Below are 22,226 nucleotides of genomic sequence, written 5' to 3' on the forward strand. Positions count from 1 at the left end.
AGGAGAAAATTTCCTAAGCATAGTTAAAAAGGATCGTCTTTGCCCATAGCATGACGCCGTTTCTGAAAGACAAGTTGAAACTTGGAAATTTGATCTATCATTAAAATTGAGTTTATAACTTATGATTAGATATGTAGCTATAGTGTTTTTATTCCTATCAGGTATAGGTGGATATACGATTGATAAGTTTGGTCAAGATTTATGTATCAATGAATATATCGCTATAGGAACTATTACCTATTTTAAAGAATTAAATGGGGTTTCCGCTAATGATCCATCAATGTTAGCGACGTGTGGTGTAGTATCTATTATTTTTTCAATAATTTTAATCTTCATAAAAAACAAAAGCTTTTATGTAGCTATGACATTTCTATTACTTGTTTTAGAATTGATTCTATTAAATATGATCGAAACCGTATCTTATAAAGAAATTATTTATGACTCAATTACGCAGTGTGCTAATTATTCTGTGCTGATATGGATTACTTTTCAGGCTGCATTCTTAATATCCAGTGGTTTTTATCTTTTTAAAAGGAAATAAAGTTTATTTAACTTTGAGGGACTTTAACCCAAACCTGTACGCTTTTACTTACACTAATCAAGGTCAATGTCCCATGTTCAACCCAAGCTGAATTGCCTAATATGAACTCATCAGGAACAGGAAGTTCCAGAACATAAAACAAAAATGATAAGTTCAGGCATCAGGATGTGAGATATGACAGGAGTTGTATCTAGTGAAAGGAATACGAAAAAGCCCGACAGGATGTCGGGCTTTTTTCATTTTATTTTTTTAGAGTGCTGTTAATTGATTGGCTTGGCATTGTAATAAGCATGAATTGAGGCGGCACAGCGGTCAATCAGCAGGTCTTCATCCTTTTTCCAGATCAGTTTCACTTCACTGAGCGTATTTTCATCCTGAATCGGAATAAGCCTGACATTGCTGGGCAGAATCACTTTAAATTCTTCAGGCACGATACAAATACCAAAGCCATTGGCGACCAGTTCCAGCTGAGATCTTTTCCTTGAATAAATTCGGGTTCTTTTTGGAGAAAAACCATTGACCAGACATAAGTTGGCAGCCAGATAGCTTAGACCACCACGCGCTTTATGCGGTACAGAAACAAAATTTAATGCCGCTAATTCACGTATCGAAATATTTTCTTTTTCACTTAAAACCGGATCGGCAATATGGGCAGCCACATATAATGGGGCAGTGTATAAGCTGATCGAATTGACCTCATCTAAATTGTGATAAATCGGCGGCCGAATAAAACCCAGATCAATACTGCCATCTAATAAATATTCGAGCTGTAATTCAGAGGATAAAGTATTCATTTCAATATCAATATTATGGGTGTCACACAGCTGCTCAAAGACTTCCAGTTTGTTCTGATCCAGTACGATACTGCTGGAATGGGCAATTTTAATAATTCGGCCTTCACCCCGACTGATACTTTGGGCGCTGGCAATGGAACTTTTTAAATGATCAAGATTGGTTTTTAAACTTTTATACAGTGCTTCACCTGCAACCGTAAGTTTTATCTTCTTTTCAGAGCGGTCGAAAATCTCAAAGCCTAATTCTTCTTCTAAATTTTTAACTTGCCTGCTCAGTGCTGATTGGGCAATAAACAGCTTCTCCGAAGCGGCAATAAAGCCACCGGTTTCGACAATCGTGATTAGATAATTGAATTGTTTGAATGTCCACATATCTCAAAATTAGATCAGTGCCTGCTTTTTCTATATTAGATGAGATGAAAGAAATCTTATATCTTTTTTATAGGTTCTTGATTCAGGTGGCTGAAAATGACGATAAAAAACAAGATTGTGACCTTGATTGCTGCAGTAATGATTTGTTTACTGGTACAGACATATGACCATTATATGGGCGTACAAACGATCTCACAGCAGACTGATTTATCAGGAGATTAGATAAACCTTCGCATCATGTTTGATGTCATGACCAATTTTATAAATGAGATGAGCACATGGCGATGTACGTTTTTGCTTACATTGATTAGAGGAAATGTCCCATTTTCAACCCAAGCTGAATTGCCTAATATGAACTCATCAGGAACAGGAAGTTCCAGAACATAAAACAAAAATGATAAGTTCAGGCATCAGGATGTGAGGTACGACAGGAGTTGCACCTAGTAACGAAATACGAAAAAAGCCCGACAGGATGTCGGGCTTTTTTTATTCTATATTGATTTGTTTGGTCCAGAGTTCAATCAGCATCTGGATGGTCTGGCTTAGAGGTTTGTGGCTCGGCCAGATGGCATGAATCGGCATATCCAGTCGATTGGTGGTGTCATGAAATTCCAGTCGAACCAGACTGCCTTGAGTAAAATGTTCTTGCACCGTCGAAAGTGGAAAATTTCCCCAGCCAAAGCCCTGTTCCACCATATTAATTGCCATCAATAAACTATCGCTATACCAGTAAGAATCAGAGACCAAGACCCGGCTATCCGGGAGAGGGTAGTGTTTGCTGGCAATAATAATCTGTCTGAGTTCAGAGAGCATGGTCAATTCATTTTTATGATTGTCCTTAAGCTGTTGTGCACCTTGAGGAGAAATTGCTGCAACAAATTTTTCAGTCCCCAAGAGTCGAAAGCGCTCATTCCGGTCGAGCTCGGATGAGCTATAGGCAATATACAGATCGATTTCATTTTGATGTAAGCGTGCTTTTAATTCTTGTTGTGGCGCACTGACCATTTCAATGTCCAGTAGCGGATAGCGTTGCAGCAGATGGGCAATAGCAGGCAATAAAAGTTTCTGGTTGACGTCTGCAGCCACACCAATTGCAATACGGCTTTCCAGTCCTGTTGAAAGTTCAGTTAAATGCATTTCTAGCTGGCGCAGTTTAGTCACAATCAATCGGGCATGAGGCTCGATGGATAAGGCAATGTCAGTGGGCGCAAGATGATTTTTACTGCGTTCAAATAATTTTAAATTTAGTTCCGCTTCTAAATTGGCAATCGCCATACTGACAGCAGAAGGTACCCGATTCAGTGCCCGGGCGGCTGCTGAAAAATTTCCTCGATCAATAATTTCAAGGATCAGCTCGAGCTGTTCACTGGTTAATTTCATTTTAATTCTCTTGTCAGCTGTACTGATAACGATTGACTTTTTTTATCAAAATTAAAGCGTAAAATCCACTCATTATTGATTTTAAGGTGTGGTCATGCAAGGAACCAAGAGAAGAGTCACTTATGTGTTTTTCTATGAAGTTTTTAGCTTTTTTATCTGTGCAATGGTGCTGGCAGTGCTGTCAGGTACCACCATTAGTCATACTGGGCCTTTGTCGATCTTGATTGCAGTCATCGCCGTAACCGTAAACTTTTTTTATAACTATGTGTTCGAGATGTGGGAAAAAACCCAAACCTCGAAAAAGCGTACCGTGTTAAGACGTGTTGCACATGCGATTGGCTTTCAGATTGTGCTGGTGATGATTTTGATTCCCTTGATTGCATGGTGGATGCAAATCAGTTTAGTCAAAGCATTCTTGCTGGACTTCAGTCTGATGGTACTGATCCCATGTTATACCTTTGTTTATAATTACTTTTTTGATCATATTTTTGGCTTACCTAGTCATTTGCTCGAGTCGACAGAGCTTAATGCAAACGCCAGTCACTGATTGCTATGATCCAGAATTGAAAAAGCCGATCCAGAAGGGTCGGCTTTTTTTATTGAAGCTAAAATTTATAGCATGCGATATAGACGTTCTTTCGGGAAGATCGCGGTAAAGGTTGAGCCTTCATTTTCTTTAGAGGTGATTTCTAGATGTGCGCCATGTTGCATCAGGACGTGTTTTACAATGGCAAGTCCTAAACCTGTACCACCAGTTTGACGGCTACGCGCGCTATCGACGCGATAGAAGCGTTCAGTCAGGCGCGGTAAATGTTTTGGATCAATGCCGATGCCATTATCCTGTACGGTAAAGGAAGCATGGTCACCCGCTTCATGCCAGCCAATGGTGATGATACCACCAGGCGGTGTATATTTAATTGCATTGGTAATTAAGTTGCTGAAGGCACTGGCAATTTCAATGTCCGAGCCAATCAGGTCACAATGGCTATCAATATCCAGATTTAAAGTATGACCATAATCAAGATTGTAGGCACGCGCATCATCAAAGATCTGGTTCATCAGATTGGCCATATCAATAATCTGATTTTTCGCGACTTTCTTATTATTTTCTAAATTCGATAACAATAACAAGTCATTGACCAAGGCATTCATCCGTTTGGTCTGGGACTGCATTTGCGTGAAAGCACGTTTCCAGCGTGGGGTAATATCGTCTTGATCGGTAAAGGTTTCAATATACCCACTGAGTACGGTCAGTGGCGTACGTAATTCATGTGAAATATTATCGACAAAGTCTTTACGCATTTGTTCCAGATTATGGACCCGTGTGGTGTCATGTGCGACCAGCAAACGACTTTCACCCCCAAAACGGGTGAGTTTGACGTGTACATAACGCTCTTCTTCCATCTGCGCTTGCAGACGAATGCCATCAGGGGATTGATCGGGATTATTAAAATATTCAATAAAACTGGGCTGGCGTAAAATCGACAATAAGTTACGTCCGCGGTCCAAAGGACTAATCCCTAACAGTTTTTCGGCTGCGGGATTCCACCATTCGATTTGATGTTGGTCATCAATCAGAACCACGGCTTCTGCCAGAGCAACCAGAGAAGACTGGGCTCGGTCAATGAGACCAACCATTTCCGCTTGAACAATGCGTTCCTGACGTTGTGCACGATAAACATTGAACAGCAAAGCGCCCCAGATCCCGTTTAAGTTGGGCGGGACATCATAGGGACGGTTTGAAATCCATTCATTGACCAGATAAAGCGAGCGGAGCTGCAGGGCAAAAAACACCACAAAAGCAATAAAAATACAGCTCCAAAAGTAGCCAACCCCAAATCCAATTAAGCTTGCAATCAATAAGAAAAAAAGTAACAGCCTTAAATCTTGTTTTGCAAACGTCCATAAACTGCTGTAGCGAAAACGCTGGTGTTCACGTGCCAGTTCAGGGACCGGATAAGGTTCGTACATAAAAGATTTTTAACCTACTGCTAAATCGGCTCGTGTCGAAAAACGGTAACCTGTGCCACGAACCGTTTGCACAAAGCGGTCAACACCAAAAGGCTCTAGCACTTTGCGTAAACGACGGATATGCACGTCAATGGTACGGTCTTCGATATAGACATTGCCACCCCACACCTGATCAAGCAGCTGCGCACGTGTATAAGCACGTTCCGGATGGGTCATAAAGAAGGCCAGTAAACGATATTCGGTTGGACCCATGTCTAAAATGCTGTTGCCAAAGCTAACACGCTGACTGACCGGATCGAGTAACAAGCCATTGGCATCAATCACTTTTTCTCCGCTTAGTGCATTGGCACGACGTAATACCGCCTTGATACGGGAAACCAGTTCACGTGTCGAGAAGGGTTTGGTCATGTAATCATCTGCACCGGCATCCAGACCTTGAACTTTATGGTCTTCTTCACCACGTGCAGTGAGCATGATCACAGGAATTTCAGACAGGTTCTCATCGCGTTTCAGGCGACGGCATAAGTCTACACCACTCACACCCCCCGGTAACATCCAGTCCAGCAAGATAAGTGCAGGACGCTGATCAACGATAATCTGATGCGCCTGTTTGGCATCCTCGGCTTGTAAACATTGGAAGCCTGCCATATCCAAAGAGGTATGGATCATTTCGCGGATCGGTAACTCATCATCGACAATTAAAATATAGTCATCTTTCACAGCGCAATACCCTTAAAATCTGTAACGGTTTAACCGTTTTGTTGTTATGACAGGCTTATTACAAAGATTAATTATGACAATATCATTGCAAAAGAGGGAATAAAGTCGAATTTAGCAATAAATTGTGACAATTGTGGGGCAGAGTCATGACCATATGATGACAACTTATCTGATCATAAAGCAAATAAATTCATTGAGTTAATCAATCTGTCATGCGATGGCTGTGGCTGTCACAAAACTGTAAAACGATTTTAATTTTTTTGTGAGGTTGTTTCGATAAAGGACAAGAACACAGCACAACAGGCAGAAAGCACATCCTGCAGCGGCTGTTTAAAGCCTTCGGAAACCCAGCGAATAATAATATGAGTCACATAACCATTCAGGCCGGTTGCCATTAACGACACTTCTTCGGTGCTTTGCGGGGCATTGGGCATGGTAATCATCACAAAACCCTGAATAATACGGTCGAACTGGGTCAGGGTTTCCTGAATGGTGGCCTGATTATGCAGGTCCTGCACCAGCATGGCATCGATATAAATAATCCGTGCCATACGCGGATCATCCTTAATCGCATTTAATAAGGCGGATAAACCGGCATTGACCATATTTTTAGGTTCAGGTGCTGCCATCAGTACGGCCTGAGTGAGGCAGGTCTGCATTTTTTCGATCATTTTCAGGAACACGGTCTGGAACAGATCTTCACTTTTCTTAAAGGATTCATAAAAGTAGCGTTCAGTCAGCTTGGCTTCATTACAGACATCCTTGACCGTGACTGAAAAGAAGCCATGGGTACCATAGGTGGCAATACCCGCTTCAATCAGTTTGTCACGACGTGCCTGCTTGCGCTCAGTTAACGAGAGACCTTTGAATTGACGCTCTTTGGTTGCTGCCTTTTTTTTCTTGTCTGTCGCTTGCTCTGGAGTTGCCATTGAAAACCGTTCCCTAAAATGTCGCTAAATCGGATATCACGTACTTTTTACATTGCTGTCATTTGCTGCCGATCTAGCATAACCAAATTTTGAAAATATGCCTTGTCTCTTTTACACATCTTCGGTCAAGAATGTAAATAGGCCTATTATGACATGTTAGGTGTCGGTTATTGCCATTTGTCATAAAGCTTGACTGTACTATATTGACAACCTGTATTGTCAAAATTATATTGGTTACAGGTTAAACAGCACATGACAACGCATGATTGGGGCGAATATTGTGCATATCATTCGCAACACAAAGGATAGGCAATGAAAAATTTTAAAAATAAAGTCGCAGCGATCACTGGTGCTGGTTCTGGGATTGGACAACAGCTGGCGATCTTGTTAGCGAAACAGGGCTGTCATTTATCGTTAAGTGATATCAATGAAAAAGGTTTGGCTCAAACCGTGGAATTGGTGAAGCAATATCCTGTAACAGTCACCACAAAAGTATTTGATGTCTCAAACCGTGATGCGGTGAAACAATGGGCGCAAGAAACGGTGCAGGATCATGGTTCGGTTAATATGATCTTCAATAACGCAGGTGTCGCACTTGGCTCAACGGTCGAAGGCGCAAGCTATGAAGATTTGGAGTGGATCGTTGGCATCAACTTCTGGGGCGTGGTGTACGGCACCAAAGAATTCCTGCCGTTTATCAAACAAACCAAAGATGGTCATATCATCAATATTTCAAGTATCTTTGGCCTAACCTCGCAGCCAACTCAGTCTGCCTATAACGCCACCAAATTTGCAGTGCGTGGTTTTACTGAATCGTTACGTCAGGAGCTGGATATTGAGAAGAGCGGTGTCAGCTCACTCTGCGTGCATCCGGGCGGTATTCGTACCAATATTGCCAAAGCAGCAAAAATGAATGACAGCTTGAAGAGTCTGGGTATGGACCCGAGCAAATCGATCAAGCAATTTGACAAGTTCCTGCGTACCCCACCAGAAGAAGCAGCACGTCAAATTCTGAATGCCGTACAGAAGGACAAACGCCGTCTGTTAATTGGTACTGATGCACGTATTGTGGATTCATTCCAGCGTTTATTCCCGACGGGCTATCAACGTATTGCAGCCCTTGCAACCAAGATGATGTAAGTCATTACTACAGAAAAAAGCCATTCTTTGTGAATGGCTTTTTTATATTTGTCAGAACAAGCAGATATTAAACAATCTGAGTTCGGTTGAATTCCTCTCTAACCTATTGAAAATGATTAGCTTGGTGGAATCTTGCCATGTTCTCACCCAATTTTAGGATCAGCCTGCGGCTCGCCCTACTTTTGTTTTGGCAAAAGTAGGCAAAACCATGGTCATCTACAAAACCTGTTCTATTCTTGGATTTATTAAAATATATCGCAAAAACATTATTTTGTTTACACCACGCAGGTTGTAGATGACGTTTCCGAGTACCATATTCAGCCTCGCGCTCAGGTTAAATAAGGACTTTAATCTTGGTCTTTTTCCAAAAGAATTGATAATAAAAGCCTTGGAAAATACATAAGCTGACGAAAGACAGCGCATAGGCAATCCAGATCCCGGTTAAGCCCCACAACGAACTAAACCAGTAGGCACACGGTACTTCGATCAGGAGAATGGTAAAAATATTGATCAGCATAGGAACATTGACCGTACCACTGGCACGCATGATCGAGGCAAAAATCGCACTGGCACCAAAGAATAAAATTGACCACAACACAATAAACAGCAGTTGCTGTCCCAGTACAATTACGCTGTGATCGGTAATAAACAGCGCCATTAAATATTTAGAGAATAAATAGCCCAGAATAATCAAGGTCCCCGTAAACAGGAAATTCATGCCCAAAGCCGTTCGGGTCACTTTGGCCAATAAATCAGGTTGACCTGCACCAATCGCTTGAGCTGCAAAAATCGAAGCGGCAATCGAAATCGACAAGGCTGGAAACTGAATATAGTTCAGTACCTGATTCACGGCACCATAGGCTGCGGTGGCATGTGCACCATAATGATTAATCAGGCCGATAATTACCAGACCAGCTAAAGAGGTCGTCACCATCTGGATGCCGGTTGGAATCCCGAGTTTCAGAATTAATTTACTCAGCTCGGCATCATGGCGAATATGTTGCAATAATTGACGATCAATCTTTAAGGGATGATTTTTATGGTTCAGATAAACCGTTAAAAAAATCAGTACAAAGGCATAGCCCAGAATGGTGGCAATCGCGGGTGCGACGATACCTAATGCAGGGAAACCAAAATAACCCTTCAGCAAAACCGGGGTGACTGCCAGACCGATCAGACTGGTCAGACTTAAGGCAATCAGGGGGGTGACGCTATCGCCGACACCACGCAGAATCGAGGTGTAAATAATATACACGAACAGTAAGGGACTACCGACCAGCATCCATTGCACATAAGGCAAGGACAGATGCATCACCTTGGGATCGGTGCCCAATAATTCCAGAATGTGCTTGGCAAATATCAGACCGAGTACGGCAATAATGCTCCCGCCAATCAAGGTCATAAATAGGGTCGAACCAATCACACAGCGGACTTTTTCAAGGTTTTGTGCTCCCCAGGCCTGTCCCACCAGTACAGTAGTTCCCGCTGAAATACCGATCACGAAAGCCAGCAGAAAAAACAGGATTGGGAAGAACACGGAAACAGCGGCAATGGCATCTACGCCCATCATTTGACCGACAAAGATGGTATTAATCGTACCCGACAGGTTTTGTAAAATATTGGTGGCAATCAAAGGCACCAGAAACAGAAAAAATGTTTTCCAGAGATTGGGTTGCATCACCAGCGGTTGACGTGGAGTCATTCAGTTTCCTTCACCCTTCAGTCTGAAGCGTATCTATTTTTCCAACATAGCATCATAAGTGATGCTGGGAACTTTATCGTTCGGTTTATTTTTTGTTGATCAACACTGTAAGAGGATTTCACCGGCACGTTGTAGGGTCTGATCGGTCTTGGCAAAGCAGAAGCGGATCAGGCGCAGTGATTCTGGTGCTTGTCGGTAAAATACTGAAATGGGAATTGCCACGATTTTATGTTGCTCGGCAAGGAACTGACACATCTCGACATCATTTAAGTCTGGACGAATATTGCTGTAATCCAGATTCTGGAAATAGGTGCCTTGAGACGGGGTAAATTGAAAGCGTGAGTGTTGAAGCTGGGTATTAAACAGATCGCGTTTTGCCTGGTAAAAATGAGGGAGCTCTTGAATATGCTCAGGGTGCTGTTGCATGTAATTGGCCAGCGCCAATTGACACGGCATATTCCCACAGAAATTGGCAAACTGATAAATCTGGCGGAACAGTCGCATGAGTTGCGGTGAGGCCACGCAATAACCGGTTTTCCAGCCAGTGACATGGTAGGTTTTACCAAAAGAACCAATCACAAAACTACGTTCTCGTAATTCAGGAAATTGCAGTGCGCTAAAGTGTTTTTGTCCATCAAAGACCAGATGTTCATAGACTTCATCTGAAAGCACTACAATATTTTTATCTTGAATCAGTTCAATCAGTTGTCGCCAGTCTTGTTCTGACCAGATTGCACCAGTGGGGTTATGCGGTGTATTGACAATAATCATGCGGGTTTTGGCATTGATACTGTCTTTGACTTTTTGCCAGTCCACCTGAAAAGATGGTGCTTCCAAGTTGATATGAATGGATTTTCCACCTGCCAGTTGAACTGCAGGCGCGTAGCTGTCATAGCTTGGATCGAAAATAATTACTTCATCTTCTGCATGGATGCAGGCTTGAATGGCGCAAAAGATGGCAATGGTTGCGCCTGACGTGATGGTGATTTCAGTGGCAGGATCAAGTTGCAATTGATCACGTTGTGAAAATTGTGTGGCGAGCTGTTCGCGCAGGGCCAATACACCATCCCCTGCGGGGTACTGATTATAGCCTGAGAGTGTGGCTTGGTTCAGCGCATCTAGCAGGGCAGCTGGCGCCGGAAAATCGGGGAAGCCTTGGGACAGATTCAGGGCATTGAGCCGGTGTGCGAGTTCAGTCATGATGCTAAAAATGGTCACGCCTTGGCTTGGGAGTTTTGACTGAAGTTGCAACATGATTGAAATTACCTAATTAAATTTTAATGAATTATTTATTGTGGCGGTGTCTTACCGAGTACTCACCTAATTTCAGGGTAAGCCTTCAGCTGGAGTTACTTTGGTTTTGCCCAAAGTAACCAAAAGCATTGTCATTCGCAAAACCTGTTCACTCCTTGCATTGTTTCGATTACCTCGCAGAAACAACATTGAATTGAAACCACGCAGGTTGCGAATGACTTATCCCGCGTATCTTATTTAGAACAGGGAACAGGTTTTTTATTCGATATCACAAAACATTTTCCACAATAGCACGAATTACACCAAGCGCTAAACCAATAAAAGCACCGACAATCACGCCGTTAACGCGGATCATATGCAAGTCACCGCCCACCTCACTTTCGATTTTGGCAATCATTTCCCGTGAATCCCATTCATGGATACGTTCACTGATATAACGAATGATCTTGTCGCTATATTGCTCACTGAAATTGATCGCCAAGCCGACCATTTTTTCATTCAATACCTGACGTACTTTTTCATTCTGGATCAGGCTTTCACCCAGTTGTTGAATCGCAGCCTGTAAGTTGGTGGCAATGCCGGAATCTGGCTGCATTAAATCGGTCTTGATCGCATCACATAGAATGGCCACAGCACCACTGATAAAGTTCAGCACTTGTGGGCTATCCAGCAAGGCATCTTTGCCACGATTTAAACGCTGGCTGGCTTCACTGTCGGGTTCTGCCAGTTGCAGCATCAGATTGTGTGTGGTGGTTTCAATATCCTGACGCCATGGATGATCAGGATTGGCCAGCATCGACTCAACTTTTTCTATTAGCGAGTCAATGGTGCGTTGCTGGACGTCAATCCCGATCCAGCTGGCACCTTTGGCCAGTTTCCAGACACCAAGCTCCTGAAACAGTTTACGTGATAAATCGCGTGCTTCTTCAGGATGCGAGACCATCCATTCATGCGCCAGATCGAGGCCACGTTGTAATACATCCTGATGGAAATCATTTTCCAGCACTGCCCGCAGCATTTCACTGGCCAGCTTATTGACCTTGGTGCTTCTGACCCATTGCACACTGTTATTCTGGACAAAATGTGCAATTTGATCCTGACTGACAAATTCAAAGATTCTTGGCACGGTGTGCTGAATCATCTGCACTACCTGCTGGTTATTCTTTGGACTGGCCAACCATTGTCCTACCGCCAGACTGATATCGGCATTTTGTAAACTGCGTTCGACAATCTGTGGTGAAAGGAAGTTTTCCTGCACAAAACGTCCCATCGACTCGGCGATACGTGCCTTATTCCGTGGAATAATTTCAGTATGATCACGTAATAACTTGGGTAAAGGCATTCTGCCAAAGGGGTTGCGGAATAGTACCGTGACCGCATACCAGTCGGCTAAGCCACCCACCACGCCTGCTTCTGCACCAAGCATGAAAATATGGATGAGCCATTTATATTCAGGGAGAAAATGCGCCGCGACCATTAAAGCAATCCATGACACCACGGCAATAATCAGGGCCATGGTGGCAAAGTATTTACTTCTTTGCAGGCTAGGTACGTGGATTTCTTCGACTGAACTCATTGAGCCATCCTTTTAATTACTTTTTATTTTGAGGTGGTGCAGGCGGCTGCAACACGTCTCCTGTTGGACTCAAACCGTATTTTGGCCCCAAAGATTGCAAAATCAGTTGTGCATCAAAGGCATCTGGTGCTTGCTGCTGAGTCTTGAAACACTCGATAGTATACGACACTTGGATTGGATCAATATTGACCACTTGTGGGGTATCGTAGAAGGGATCCGGCCAAAAGGCGGGATGACGACGATAGTAACCATAAGGATAATATGACGGTGTCGGATAAATCACGGCCTGGCGTGGCGCTTTATGCCGGGCATTACTCGGGTCATCCACTACACTAAAATAACGGAAACCATTTTTAACCGTGGTTTGCGCTGCCTTAAGCAGGGTAATTTCCTCTGCTGTACCATAACTCAAATTATTATCCGCCTGAAAACCGACACGGTAAGTTTTGTTATTTAACGGATAAGCGGTGAACTGGCCCAACTGGTCAAAGGTTCGGGGCTTGGCAGGGACGGTTGCACAGCCTGCAAATGTCAATGCGAGCAGAAGCGGTGTGCACATTAATAACGATTTCATATGCAATTCCTAATATCAGTGGTCGAGGGAGACCGACCTAGAAGCTACTATTGGGCTGGGTTAAAAACTCTGTTTCCTCTGGGGTAGAGTCTCGCCCTAAAATTTTATTGCGATGGGGATAACGGCCAAAACGATCAATAATCACTTTATGCTTTTTCTCAAAGTTTAAATTAATTTCATTGCCGAGGCGCTGGAATAATTTGAGGGCAAATTCATGGATGCGTCTGGATTCGCTATGCATAAAGGGCATATATAAGAATGAGCGCTGATCAGGACTGAGTTGCGCATCGAGTTGTAAACTAATCGCTTCTTGTGCCAAAGCCAAGGCCAGGCTGTCGTAAGCAAAGGCCTGTGCCTGATCGCGGTATAAGTTACGGGAGAACTGGTCAAGCACAATAATTTCGGCCAGACGGCCTTCGGGCGTTTGCCGCCATGACCATAGTTCCGCCTGTGCGGCCTGTTGATGAATCTCTTGAAATGACTCGCGAATTTTTGCATCAAAATCATCGCTTTTGGCAAACCAGAGGGAGCGGTGTTCCGGGTCAAACCAAAAATTCAGAATGTCTTGCGCTTGCATGGGCGAGTCTCCTCTAGAAGATTTATTTTTCAATAAAATCACAATTTGAGCGTGTCTTATGTAACAAGATTGTGATAAAAATTGCCAGACTAAACAGGGATTTCTGTCGCAAGCATTTTTCAAATGTTCACAGAGCCTAGATGACTAGATCACAATTGTCGTTATAATTGGCTGAGTCGAAGGGATTGGCATTGTCATGATGCCTGTATGGTCGACGAAGTCGCTACCTTTGATGTGGTCGGCTGATCTTGAATAAGCGAGCCTATAATATGAATCAACCCAGCACACTTACTTCCTCTGTGATACCTACTTGGGTAGATGCATCGCTACTAAAAGGGATGTTACGCGGGATTGAGCGTGAAAGTTTAAGGATGCAAAGTAATGGATTTTTATCACAAAAAAATCATCCACAAGCTTTGGGTTCAGCACTGACACATCCACATATCACCACCGATTATTCAGAAGCCTTAATGGAGTTTATTACGACGCCGCAAACCACCATTGCTGCAGCTTTAAACGAATTAAGCGATATCCATAGTGTGGTACACCAGCAACTGGAAGCCGGTGAACGACTGTGGCCGTTATCGATGCCGTGTATGCTGGATGATAACGAAGAAAATATTAAACTGGCGCAATATGGCTCTTCCAATATTGGCCGTTTTAAAACACTTTACCGCCGTGGACTGGGAGTCCGTTATGGTCGCCGTATGCAGACCATTTCCGGCGTGCATTATAATTTATCTTTCCCTGACTCGTTATTTATTGCCTTACAGCAGCATGAGCAAAATCCACAATTAAAACAGCTTAGCCTGCAAGATTATCGTAGCCATCGCTATTTTGGCCTGATCCGGAATTTTATCCGATTAATTCCTCTGGTCATGTATATGTTAGGCGCAAGTCCCTCCGTATGCCGCTGTTTCCTGACAGGACGTCAGCATCATTTACAGCCTTTAGTGAAAGGGACTTTATATTTACCCGAAGCGACCGCTTTGCGGATGGGACGTCTGGGGGATCAAAACTCGGCACAGAAAGAATTAGGGATTCACTACAATGACCTGCATGATTATCTGGATGGCTTGCAGAAAGCGGTGCATACCCCTTACCCAGCATTTACCAAGTTGGGCCTGAATGATGAGCAGGGTGAGCCAATTCAGATCAATGATCATGTGCTTCAGATCGAAAACGAATATTATAGTCTGGTTCGCCCAAAACAGGTGCCTCAAGCCGGTGAAACTCCTTCGCAGGCATTGAAAAACCGTGGTGTCGGTTATGTCGAATTGCGTGCAGTGGATGTGAATCCGTATAGCCCGATTGGTATTGATGAAGTTTCGGCCGGTTTTCTGGAGAGTTTGGCACTTTATTGCTTATTGAATAAGAGTCCAGATTTGTTTGCGGAAGAGCAGGAACAGATTGACCGGAATCAACTGGAAGTCGTGAATCGTGGCCGTGCAGCAGATGCACAGATCGAAGAAGGCGCCAGCTCGGTTGCATTAAAAGACTGGGCACAACGTCATTTAAATGCTATTCAAGGCTGCGCAGCCTTATTAGACCAAATGGATGGTAAACGGCTGTATCAGGATGCGATCCAGATCATGCAGCAACGTTTAGATGATGTTGAAAACACCCTTTCTGCACATGTGATTGCAGATACCTTGCAACATGGTGGTACCTGGAACTTTGGCAGTGTAATGGCACAGCACCATGTCGATCATTATGACCAGCATCCACTTAGCGAAGAAACCAAACAGTACTTTGCGCAGCTGGCAGAAACGTCATTGCAAAAACAGGCGCAACTTGAACAAGATAACGACATGAGTTTTGAACAATATCTTGCACAATATCGCTAGCCTGTTGACTGATCAGCAGGTCAACAGACCCTAATATTTTTAGAGGATTTCCCATGCGTTGGAATTACCGCTTAGTGAGTGCGTTGTTGGTACTGACGAGCATTATTGGTATCTCATTTGCGTTGTATTTAGAACATGTGCAGGGTCTGGACCCTTGTCCGCTTTGCATTTTCCAGCGCCTTGGTTTGATCGGTATGGGACTGGTTGCACTGGTGGCCTTTATCCATAATCCTGTTTCAAGCGGATTCAAACGTTTTTATGCTTTTCTAGCGACCTTATCGATTGGCTGGTCGGTTGGTGTGGCGGCACGTCATGTGTGGTTACAAACCTTGCCACCGGATCAAGTGCCAAGCTGTGGCCCAGGTCTGGATTATCTGGTAGATGCATTACCGATGAAAACCGTGTTGCAGGAAGTGTTGTCCGGTTCGGGTGAATGTGCGGTGGTGGACTGGACCTTCCTCGGTCAATCATTACCGGTGTGGTCTTTGCTTTATTTCAGTTTGATTTTATTGATCTGCCTATGGCAGCTGTTTAGGAACTACAACGGCACAGCAAAATAATAACGACCTTGTTGATTGAATGGCTAAAACCTGAAATGTGGCAACATATTTCGGGTTTTGTTTTCTGCATTTCTCAACAGTTTGTGCCATTTCGTTGGCCAAAAGATTTTTTTGTGGACAGATAGGTCTGTTTTTTGTAAAGTTCAGCCGATTCCCCCGTACGATCTGATTATAAAAAATGCTTTTTAATATATTTAATGTATTAGAAAAAATAGGGCTAAATGCACAGAAACGTGCCATTCACGTACAATTTTCTAATAATCTACTGAATAATCAAGTTTTTTTACAGCGCATACAAGGCCAGCATCAACTCAATGTCGGACTGGAAGCCGAATTGATTTGTCTGTCGACCAATGCCCAGATTCCTTTAAAACAATTTATAGGGGTTCAGGTCGCCGTGGATCAGGTCACCGATTCAGGGCAGCTGTTCCGAACCACAGGAATCGTAACGGAAGCCAGTTACGGGCAGAGTGATGGCGCACTAACCCTGTATAAGCTGACACTAAAAGATGCGACCAGTTTATGGCATAAACGCCGTAACAGCCGTGTTTTTATGAATAAAACTGTTGTCGAGATTACTGAAGTTTTATTCAAGGAATGGCAGCAAAGAAGCGCGCTTTTTGCGGCAAGTCTGAGCCTTGATCTGAATGGTTTAAGTCAGAATTATGATATTCGGCCATTTGTGATGGGGCACAATGAATCTGATTATGCCTTTCTCACACGCTTGTGGCGCAGTGAAGGCATTAGCTGGCTAATCGATGAAGCCGAGCTGTTTGTCCCGCATTCAAGTACGCCCATAAAAGCGCAAAAGCTCAGATTAATGGATGACAATAGCGAATATCAGGCTTTGCCTCGACGAAGTATTCGTTATCACCGTAGCAGTGCCACAGAATTCCAGGACAGCATTACCGGCTTTGTAGCGGTTCGAAGCTTGCAACCGACTGCGGTGCACCTGCAACGCTGGCAACCCGATGCCTTGGCTCAAGAAGAAGGCGCAGGTTCAGTGGTCACCACCCATAACCATTCTGAAAGCTTTGATTCCGCCAGCTTGAGTCTGGAGCAGGCGTGGCATATCAGCCCAGCCTGGATGCAGGACTTAAAGGGTGAAGACCAAGCCACGGCTTCAGGCGGTAGTCAGTTAGAAAAACTGAATCAGCAACTCAATGATATGTATGCCAGCCAGGCAAAATATTTTAAGGCGTATAGTAGTGTGCGCGATAGCCAAGTCGGTTATTGGTTTAATCTCAGGGAACATCCTGAAATTGATCAACACGAAGGGGCCGATCAAGAGTTCCTGATTATTGCCAAGCATTTTTATAATCAAAATAATTTACCCAAAGATCTGCAGCAACAGGTCAATCAACTGCTTAGCCAGAGTCGTTGGGATCAAGACGGTTATGACGAGGCAGAGCGTCAGGGCAATGAACTGACCTTGATTCGCCGTCAGATCAAAATCATTCCTGAATATGATCCGGAGTTGCATCGTCCGGTTGCCTATCCGCAGCGTGCCAAAGTGGTCGGGCCTGAAGGAGAAACCATTTATGTGGATGAGTGGGGACGGATCAAGGTTCGCTTTCTGTTTACCCGCAGTGAGGATCATGGCCATGACGGTGGAGCAGGTAGTAATGACAATGACACCGACTCCGCATGGGTAGATGTGCTCACACCTTGGGCGGGGGAAGGCTATGGAGCACGCTTCTTGCCGCGTATTGGTGAGGTGGTGGTCATCGACTTTTTTGATGGCAACATTGACCGTCCTTTTGTGACTGGACGTATCCATGAAGCACAACGCTCCCCGACCAAGTTTGATGTTAAGGGACAACTGCCTGACACCAAAAAGCTCAGTGGGATCCGCAGTCAGGAAGTCAATGGCAGTGGCTTTAACCAGTTGCGCTTTGATGATACCACCGGGCAAATCAGTACCCAGCTACAAAGTAGCCATGCAGCATCACAGCTGAATCTGGGTAATTTAAGCCATCCCAAAACACAAGAAACCAGTGATGGTCGTGGGGAAGGCTTTGAACTCAGAACAGATGCCTGGGGTGCGGTGCGGGCAGGTAAAGGCATGCTGATTAGTACCTATGCCCAGGAACAGGCGGTCGCCGACCATCTGGAGGCGGCTCAAGCACAATCCTTGCTGTCGCAGGGCTATGACAGCATGAAAATGCTCAGCGAAGTGGCTGCAAAGCAACAGACTGATGCGCTGAATGTGATTAATCGATTACCGAAGTTTATTCAGTCATTGGAGCTTAAAACCACGGGACAAGCACTGGATAGCACCTTAAATCTATTTAAACAAGGAATGAGTCAAGACCCGATTCATGCCTTAAAGGATTGCGGTGGTTTTATTGAAGATATTGGTGCACTCGGGGGCGATGCCAAAGGCGCAGTGGAAGAGTTTAATAGCTTCTTTAGTGATGCCAAAGATGCGGTTGAAAATCTAAAACAGTTTATCGAAAACGTCGAAGAGCATGGCGCTGATCTTGTGAAAGGCAAGCTTGCCAGTATTAAAGACCGAATTGAGCAGAATCCTTTCGAGAGTATTAAAGAAGTTGGTAAAGTCTTGGCCAATGTCGATATTAAAGATTTTGAGCTGATGAGTACCTGTGGGACTTTTAGTAAAGGGAGCAAGTTAGATATTACACCTTCTAAGGCATTGAGTTCATTACAGGGTTTTATGGAAGGCTATACCCAAGGTCTGGAAAGCAGTTCTGATGCCAAGCAGCAAGAACAAGGCAAGATTTTCAGACAGGCGCTGATGTTGTTGGCATCCCCGAATGGGATTGCATTAACGACACCTGAAAATATTATTTTGCAGGCTTCTCAGGATATTGCCGAGAGTGCCAGTGGTTCAATTAACCTGAGTGCACAAAAGAATATTATCGGACATGCACAGGACAAGATCAGTCTATTTGCAGCACAAAAGGGTTTTAGAGCTTATGCAGCAAAAGGCAAATTGGAGTTACAGGCGCAGGATGATGCAATAGAGGCGATTGCGAGGAAGGTGATTAAACTGATTTCTACTGAGGAAAAGATTGAAATCACCAGTCCGAAAGAGATTGTCCTGACAGCAGGTGGTTCACAACTCAAAATAAATAACGATGGTGTATTCATTAGTACAGGAGGCTATTTTAAGGTTAAAAGTGGCCAAAATGTGTTTGAGAGTGGCGCTAAAGTTTCATATGAAGTTCCTGAATTACCAAAAATAGGGCCGTATGCTGTTGATTTCTTATTCTCAAGTTTAGCAGGTACGGGGATAGAAAATGCAAAAATACAGATGTATGAGCCAGATAAAAAAGAAATTATTTGGGAAGGGTTAACGAATTCAACAGGCAAAAGCAGCTTATCAGTGCAAGAAGAATCGAAACGATATGAAGCATTGATTGGTTTTGATGAATGGTCAAGTATCTTTGACGATGAGGATAAATACGAAGAAGAAAATGACGATGAATTTGAAATTGGTGAGCATGGTTTACAAGCTGAAAAAAAAGATTTAGAACAATAGGTAAGTCTATATGTCAAATGTTTATATAGTTAAATCTGGTGATACTCTTTGGGGAATCTCAAAAAAACATCGTATTACAGTAAAAGAGCTTGCGAGAATTAACTCATTATCAGGCAGAATGATTCATAGCTTGAAAATAGGGCAGAAGATTCATTTAAAAGAAGAGTCTACTAGTAGTAATAAATATGAAACCCAATTAAAAATAGTTTTAATGGACCTTTCTTTTAAACCAATCTCAAAAGCTACAATTCAATTGGATTTTGATGGTAAGAAAATTATAAAAAGTACAACTAATGGTATATTTGATGATATAGGAATAGAAGACCATTCTAAGGGATTAAAAGTATTCTTCAAAAATATAAATGGCAACTTTGATTTAATTGCTGACCATAAAATGTTACCCTTGGGTCGAAAAGTCTTAAAATTAACTTCAAGAAAAATTAAAGTCGAAGGGTCACATTATGTAAAAGATGGGTTACTTAACGAGACTGTATCTGAAATTAAAAATAATTTGAAAAGAGTAGGTAAGCCGATAGTCGATGGAGTCTCTTCAGTGATTGAAAGTCTATCGAGTACAAAAAATCCTCATCAGCCGCAAAGAACATCATCTAAAGAAAAAAATCAATTGCCTGAAGAAAGACAGGAGCAGAAACGAACTGATGCCGGTAATAGTACACATATAATTGCTGCACAATTTACAGAAGATAATTTTTTATTAAAGCCAGTTAATAATAAATATAGAGCTTATATTGTGAGTGCTGCTAAGCGACATGGTTTTACCCCACATTCATTGGCAGCTGTTATTGATGCTGAAGCGGCAAAAATAAAAAAAACGGGGGAGTGGAATGTTAATAGTAAAGCAAATTCTAGTTCCGCTGCTGGATTGACTCAGTTCTTAGATGAAACATGGCTCGCTATGTGCAATGACAGGAGTTCTTTAGTTGGGCAATATGTGAAAAATAATCCCAAATTAACTAAAGAACAAAAATTAAATTTGAGGTTCAATGCAGAAATGGCCATTGATGCTGCCGCTGCTTATGCTGTTAGTAATTTTAAAACTTCTGGTCTTCCTTATCAGAATTTAACTGAGCCGAGTTCAATGGCAAAATTTGCTTATTTATTGCACCATGAGGGGGCTTCAGGAGGAAAGAATTTCGTCTTAAATACTCTAAGCCCCGAACGGGCTAAGAAACTATTGTTTATTCAATTTGGTAAAAATGGTGCTAAACAGGCTGAAGAATTCTTAAAAAGGTATAAAGGAGATGCGAAAGCGGCTTATGGAGCGTGGCTAAGAAATTATATTGATGGGCACATCAATATTTATCAGTATGTCGTCGATAAGAGTAAAACTTCGGGCATAAATCTAAGCATGGAAGAAACTATTAAGCTATTAAAAGGACAGTCAATACCAGCACCTATTCCTAAAGAGCAAAAAGTAAATTCACAAACTACTAATGCTCAACAATCAGTACCAAAGAGTGAGAGTAGTAATAAGCCTCAAGTTCAAAGTGATGAGAAAACTGTTGGAGGGGATGAAGGATGGCATGATCCTTTACTACAATGTAAATTAAGAACAGCAGGATTAGCAAATGCGAAAGGAGCTACATTTGGTAAAGTGAGAAATAATGGAACCAAGAATCATCAGGGCGTTGACTTACAGGCTAATCCTGGTACAAAAATATATGCCGTATGTGGAGGGGTGATTGTTTTTGCTAAGGACTCTGGTGGTGCGTATGGTAAAGTTATTGTTTTAAGGGTTGATATAAATGATTTAGCGGAAAAACAAAAAAAATATGCTCAAAGTAAACTTACAAAAAATCAATATGTCTACTTTTTTTACGCTCATTTGTCAGATATTAATGTGGCTAAAGAAGATTCAGTGGATACTGGAGAGGAAATTGGAAAGACAGGTTCAACTGGCAATGCGAATAAGATGACGGCAATTTCCAATGGTGCTCATCTTCATTTTGAAGCTAGGAGTGCTCCTTTATTAGGCGTTGGACTGGATGGAAGGATTGACCCTATACCATTTATAAATGCGAATTTACCGTATTGATTTTGAGGTTTTTATGAAATTTATGAACACTTTTGCAATGATAATCGCTTGTGGAGTTTCTTTTAACGTTTGTTATGCAAAAGAAAATCCTTCATGGAGTGATTATTTACAAGATTCTACCCAAATAAAATCGCCTGTGGAATATATAGATACGTATAATAAATATTCTGTTATTAGCCCCAATTTTAAAATAAAATTAACTGATTTTGGTAATATTGATAAAACAAAGAAAAATATTAACTACACATTAAAGAAATATGGGGTTCAAGTTTTAAATGGAAAATATGTATATAATGTATTTGAAACAACAACCCCTTTGAAGTCTAATGTTGATTTTACTTTGCTATATCATGATAAAGATATTGTTGCTTTTAGAATAAAAGAAATTAGTACTATTGATTATGTTAGAGTTCCTTTTAAAAAATTTCAGGTCACAACTTATTTATATAATATAAAAAATAATAATTTTACTGAAATACCAGTAATACTCTCTAATAGTGATGAGGGTAATGAGAAAACAGATCTTCTCATGGGTGATCAGGTAACATATGATGCTAAGAAAGGACAGTATACGTATCTTGCGAATATTAAAACTTATAAAGATGAAAAAATTTCACCATTTAAGATTACTGTGAACGTTAATCTAAAATGTATTTCATCAACTTTAGGTTGCGAAACTACAGGTGTTTTGGCAGCTGAAAAAGAAAATAAATAACAAAAATTTTATT

19 protein-coding genes are annotated in these 22,226 nt (G+C 42.3%); 9 read left to right on the plus strand and 10 right to left on the minus strand.

The genetic code is table 11. The features are described from left to right. Nucleotides 1-121: 121 nt before the first annotated feature. On the plus strand, nucleotides 122-541 hold the full coding sequence (locus tag J699_RS0218665; protein ID WP_032868398.1) for a hypothetical protein: 420 nt from the start codon (nucleotides 122-124) through the stop codon (nucleotides 539-541). A 260-nt stretch (nucleotides 542-801) separates the two neighbouring features. On the opposite strand, the gene J699_RS09415 is transcribed toward J699_RS0218665, so the two are convergent. Further along, entirely contained in the window at nucleotides 802-1,707 is a 906-nt protein-coding gene (locus J699_RS09415) for a LysR family transcriptional regulator (protein WP_032868400.1), read from the minus strand. Nucleotides 1,708-1,803: 96 nt separating this feature from the next. On the opposite strand from J699_RS09415, the gene J699_RS19900 reads away from it, so the two are divergent. Beyond that, the gene (locus tag J699_RS19900; protein WP_265596581.1) at nucleotides 1,804-1,929 is read left to right on the plus strand and encodes a hypothetical protein; all 126 of its coding nucleotides are present in this window, start codon (nucleotides 1,804-1,806) and stop codon (nucleotides 1,927-1,929) included. Nucleotides 1,930-2,193: 264 nt separating this feature from the next. Here J699_RS19900 and J699_RS09410 read toward each other — a convergent pair whose 3' ends face one another. Further along, on the minus strand, nucleotides 2,194-3,087 hold the full coding sequence (locus J699_RS09410; RefSeq protein WP_032882822.1) for a LysR family transcriptional regulator: 894 nt from the start codon (nucleotides 3,085-3,087) through the stop codon (nucleotides 2,194-2,196). Nucleotides 3,088-3,181: 94 nt separating this feature from the next. Here J699_RS09410 and J699_RS09405 point away from each other — a divergent pair, with 94 nt between their 5' ends. Then, nucleotides 3,182-3,634 (plus strand): PACE efflux transporter, encoded by a 453-nt coding sequence (locus J699_RS09405; RefSeq protein ID WP_032868404.1) that lies wholly within the window; start codon nucleotides 3,182-3,184, stop codon nucleotides 3,632-3,634. A 65-nt stretch (nucleotides 3,635-3,699) separates the two neighbouring features. On the opposite strand, the gene phoR is transcribed toward J699_RS09405, so the two are convergent. From phoR to J699_RS09390, 3 genes are all read right to left on the minus strand, one after another. After that, nucleotides 3,700-5,058, minus strand: coding sequence for a phosphate regulon sensor histidine kinase PhoR (phoR, locus tag J699_RS09400; protein WP_004776329.1), 1,359 nt, complete (start codon nucleotides 5,056-5,058; stop codon nucleotides 3,700-3,702). A 9-nt stretch (nucleotides 5,059-5,067) separates the two neighbouring features. Next, entirely contained in the window at nucleotides 5,068-5,778 is a 711-nt protein-coding gene (gene phoB, locus J699_RS09395) for a phosphate regulon transcriptional regulator PhoB (protein ID WP_004776327.1), read from the minus strand. Between the two features lie 251 nt (nucleotides 5,779-6,029). Beyond that, nucleotides 6,030-6,707 carry a TetR/AcrR family transcriptional regulator gene (locus J699_RS09390; protein WP_009510135.1) on the minus strand — a complete coding sequence of 226 codons (678 nt, stop codon included), beginning with the start codon at nucleotides 6,705-6,707 and terminating at the stop codon, nucleotides 6,030-6,032. A gap of 312 nt (nucleotides 6,708-7,019) precedes the next feature. Here J699_RS09390 and J699_RS09385 point away from each other — a divergent pair, with 312 nt between their 5' ends. Next, complete coding sequence (locus tag J699_RS09385; protein ID WP_032868405.1) at nucleotides 7,020-7,847, plus strand: SDR family NAD(P)-dependent oxidoreductase; 828 nt, start codon at nucleotides 7,020-7,022, stop codon at nucleotides 7,845-7,847. A 334-nt stretch (nucleotides 7,848-8,181) separates the two neighbouring features. Here the strand turns inward: J699_RS09385 and J699_RS09380 are convergent, their stop codons facing one another. From J699_RS09380 to J699_RS09360, 5 genes are all read right to left on the minus strand, one after another. After that, nucleotides 8,182-9,549 (minus strand): MATE family efflux transporter, encoded by a 1,368-nt coding sequence (locus J699_RS09380; protein WP_032868406.1) that lies wholly within the window; start codon nucleotides 9,547-9,549, stop codon nucleotides 8,182-8,184. Nucleotides 9,550-9,648: 99 nt separating this feature from the next. After that, nucleotides 9,649-10,803, minus strand: a complete 1,155-nt coding sequence (locus J699_RS09375) for a pyridoxal phosphate-dependent aminotransferase (RefSeq protein ID WP_032868407.1) — start codon at nucleotides 10,801-10,803, stop codon at nucleotides 9,649-9,651. Between the two features lie 268 nt (nucleotides 10,804-11,071). Beyond that, nucleotides 11,072-12,379, minus strand: a complete 1,308-nt coding sequence (locus J699_RS09370; RefSeq protein WP_009510109.1) for a DUF445 domain-containing protein — start codon at nucleotides 12,377-12,379, stop codon at nucleotides 11,072-11,074. A 16-nt stretch (nucleotides 12,380-12,395) separates the two neighbouring features. Beyond that, nucleotides 12,396-12,953 (minus strand): CC0125/CC1285 family lipoprotein, encoded by a 558-nt coding sequence (locus J699_RS09365; protein WP_032868408.1) that lies wholly within the window; start codon nucleotides 12,951-12,953, stop codon nucleotides 12,396-12,398. A gap of 37 nt (nucleotides 12,954-12,990) precedes the next feature. Further along, nucleotides 12,991-13,530: a DUF924 family protein gene (locus J699_RS09360; protein WP_005227995.1), complete on the minus strand. Its 540-nt coding sequence runs from the start codon at nucleotides 13,528-13,530 to the stop codon at nucleotides 12,991-12,993. Between the two features lie 269 nt (nucleotides 13,531-13,799). Between J699_RS09360 and gshA the strand changes: the two genes are divergently transcribed. The 5 genes from gshA (at nucleotide 13,800) to J699_RS09335 (ending at nucleotide 22,213) form a co-directional block, all read left to right on the plus strand. Then, the gene (gene gshA, locus J699_RS09355) at nucleotides 13,800-15,377 is read left to right on the plus strand and encodes a glutamate--cysteine ligase (RefSeq protein WP_032868409.1); all 1,578 of its coding nucleotides are present in this window, start codon (nucleotides 13,800-13,802) and stop codon (nucleotides 15,375-15,377) included. Nucleotides 15,378-15,430: 53 nt separating this feature from the next. Beyond that, nucleotides 15,431-15,937, plus strand: a complete 507-nt coding sequence (locus J699_RS09350) for a disulfide bond formation protein B (protein WP_032868410.1) — start codon at nucleotides 15,431-15,433, stop codon at nucleotides 15,935-15,937. 178 nt (nucleotides 15,938-16,115) lie between these two features. Beyond that, the gene (locus tag J699_RS09345; protein ID WP_032868411.1) at nucleotides 16,116-19,442 is read left to right on the plus strand and encodes a type VI secretion system Vgr family protein; all 3,327 of its coding nucleotides are present in this window, start codon (nucleotides 16,116-16,118) and stop codon (nucleotides 19,440-19,442) included. 10 nt (nucleotides 19,443-19,452) lie between these two features. Beyond that, the gene (locus J699_RS09340; RefSeq protein ID WP_032868412.1) at nucleotides 19,453-21,498 is read left to right on the plus strand and encodes a peptidoglycan DD-metalloendopeptidase family protein; all 2,046 of its coding nucleotides are present in this window, start codon (nucleotides 19,453-19,455) and stop codon (nucleotides 21,496-21,498) included. Nucleotides 21,499-21,511: 13 nt separating this feature from the next. Further along, nucleotides 21,512-22,213: a hypothetical protein gene (locus tag J699_RS09335; protein WP_032868729.1), complete on the plus strand. Its 702-nt coding sequence runs from the start codon at nucleotides 21,512-21,514 to the stop codon at nucleotides 22,211-22,213. Nucleotides 22,214-22,226 lie beyond the last annotated feature (13 nt).

It is taken from the genome of Acinetobacter sp. 1000160 (assembly GCF_000588715.1).
In the GTDB taxonomy this organism is placed as follows: domain Bacteria; phylum Pseudomonadota; class Gammaproteobacteria; order Pseudomonadales; family Moraxellaceae; genus Acinetobacter; species Acinetobacter courvalinii.

What these genes read in the sequence shown, in the direction of transcription:
- J699_RS0218665 (WP_032868398.1), top strand. Translation starts at nt 122, where the DNA reads ATGATTAGATATGTAGCTATAGTGTTTTTATTCCTATCAGGTATAGGT.
- J699_RS09415 (WP_032868400.1), bottom strand. Translation starts at nt 1,707, where the DNA reads ATGTGGACATTCAAACAATTCAATTATCTAATCACGATTGTCGAAACC.
- J699_RS19900 (WP_265596581.1), top strand. Translation starts at nt 1,804, where the DNA reads ATGACGATAAAAAACAAGATTGTGACCTTGATTGCTGCAGTAATGATT.
- J699_RS09410 (WP_032882822.1), bottom strand. Translation starts at nt 3,087, where the DNA reads ATGAAATTAACCAGTGAACAGCTCGAGCTGATCCTTGAAATTATTGAT.
- J699_RS09405 (WP_032868404.1), top strand. Translation starts at nt 3,182, where the DNA reads ATGCAAGGAACCAAGAGAAGAGTCACTTATGTGTTTTTCTATGAAGTT.
- phoR (WP_004776329.1), bottom strand. Translation starts at nt 5,058, where the DNA reads ATGTACGAACCTTATCCGGTCCCTGAACTGGCACGTGAACACCAGCGT.
- J699_RS09390 (WP_009510135.1), bottom strand. Translation starts at nt 6,707, where the DNA reads ATGGCAACTCCAGAGCAAGCGACAGACAAGAAAAAAAAGGCAGCAACC.
- J699_RS09385 (WP_032868405.1), top strand. Translation starts at nt 7,020, where the DNA reads ATGAAAAATTTTAAAAATAAAGTCGCAGCGATCACTGGTGCTGGTTCT.
- J699_RS09380 (WP_032868406.1), bottom strand. Translation starts at nt 9,549, where the DNA reads ATGACTCCACGTCAACCGCTGGTGATGCAACCCAATCTCTGGAAAACA.
- J699_RS09375 (WP_032868407.1), bottom strand. Translation starts at nt 10,803, where the DNA reads ATGTTGCAACTTCAGTCAAAACTCCCAAGCCAAGGCGTGACCATTTTT.
- J699_RS09370 (WP_009510109.1), bottom strand. Translation starts at nt 12,379, where the DNA reads ATGAGTTCAGTCGAAGAAATCCACGTACCTAGCCTGCAAAGAAGTAAA.
- J699_RS09365 (WP_032868408.1), bottom strand. Translation starts at nt 12,953, where the DNA reads ATGAAATCGTTATTAATGTGCACACCGCTTCTGCTCGCATTGACATTT.
- J699_RS09360 (WP_005227995.1), bottom strand. Translation starts at nt 13,530, where the DNA reads ATGCAAGCGCAAGACATTCTGAATTTTTGGTTTGACCCGGAACACCGC.
- gshA (WP_032868409.1), top strand. Translation starts at nt 13,800, where the DNA reads ATGAATCAACCCAGCACACTTACTTCCTCTGTGATACCTACTTGGGTA.
- J699_RS09350 (WP_032868410.1), top strand. Translation starts at nt 15,431, where the DNA reads ATGCGTTGGAATTACCGCTTAGTGAGTGCGTTGTTGGTACTGACGAGC.
- J699_RS09345 (WP_032868411.1), top strand. Translation starts at nt 16,116, where the DNA reads ATGCTTTTTAATATATTTAATGTATTAGAAAAAATAGGGCTAAATGCA.
- J699_RS09340 (WP_032868412.1), top strand. Translation starts at nt 19,453, where the DNA reads ATGTCAAATGTTTATATAGTTAAATCTGGTGATACTCTTTGGGGAATC.
- J699_RS09335 (WP_032868729.1), top strand. Translation starts at nt 21,512, where the DNA reads ATGAAATTTATGAACACTTTTGCAATGATAATCGCTTGTGGAGTTTCT.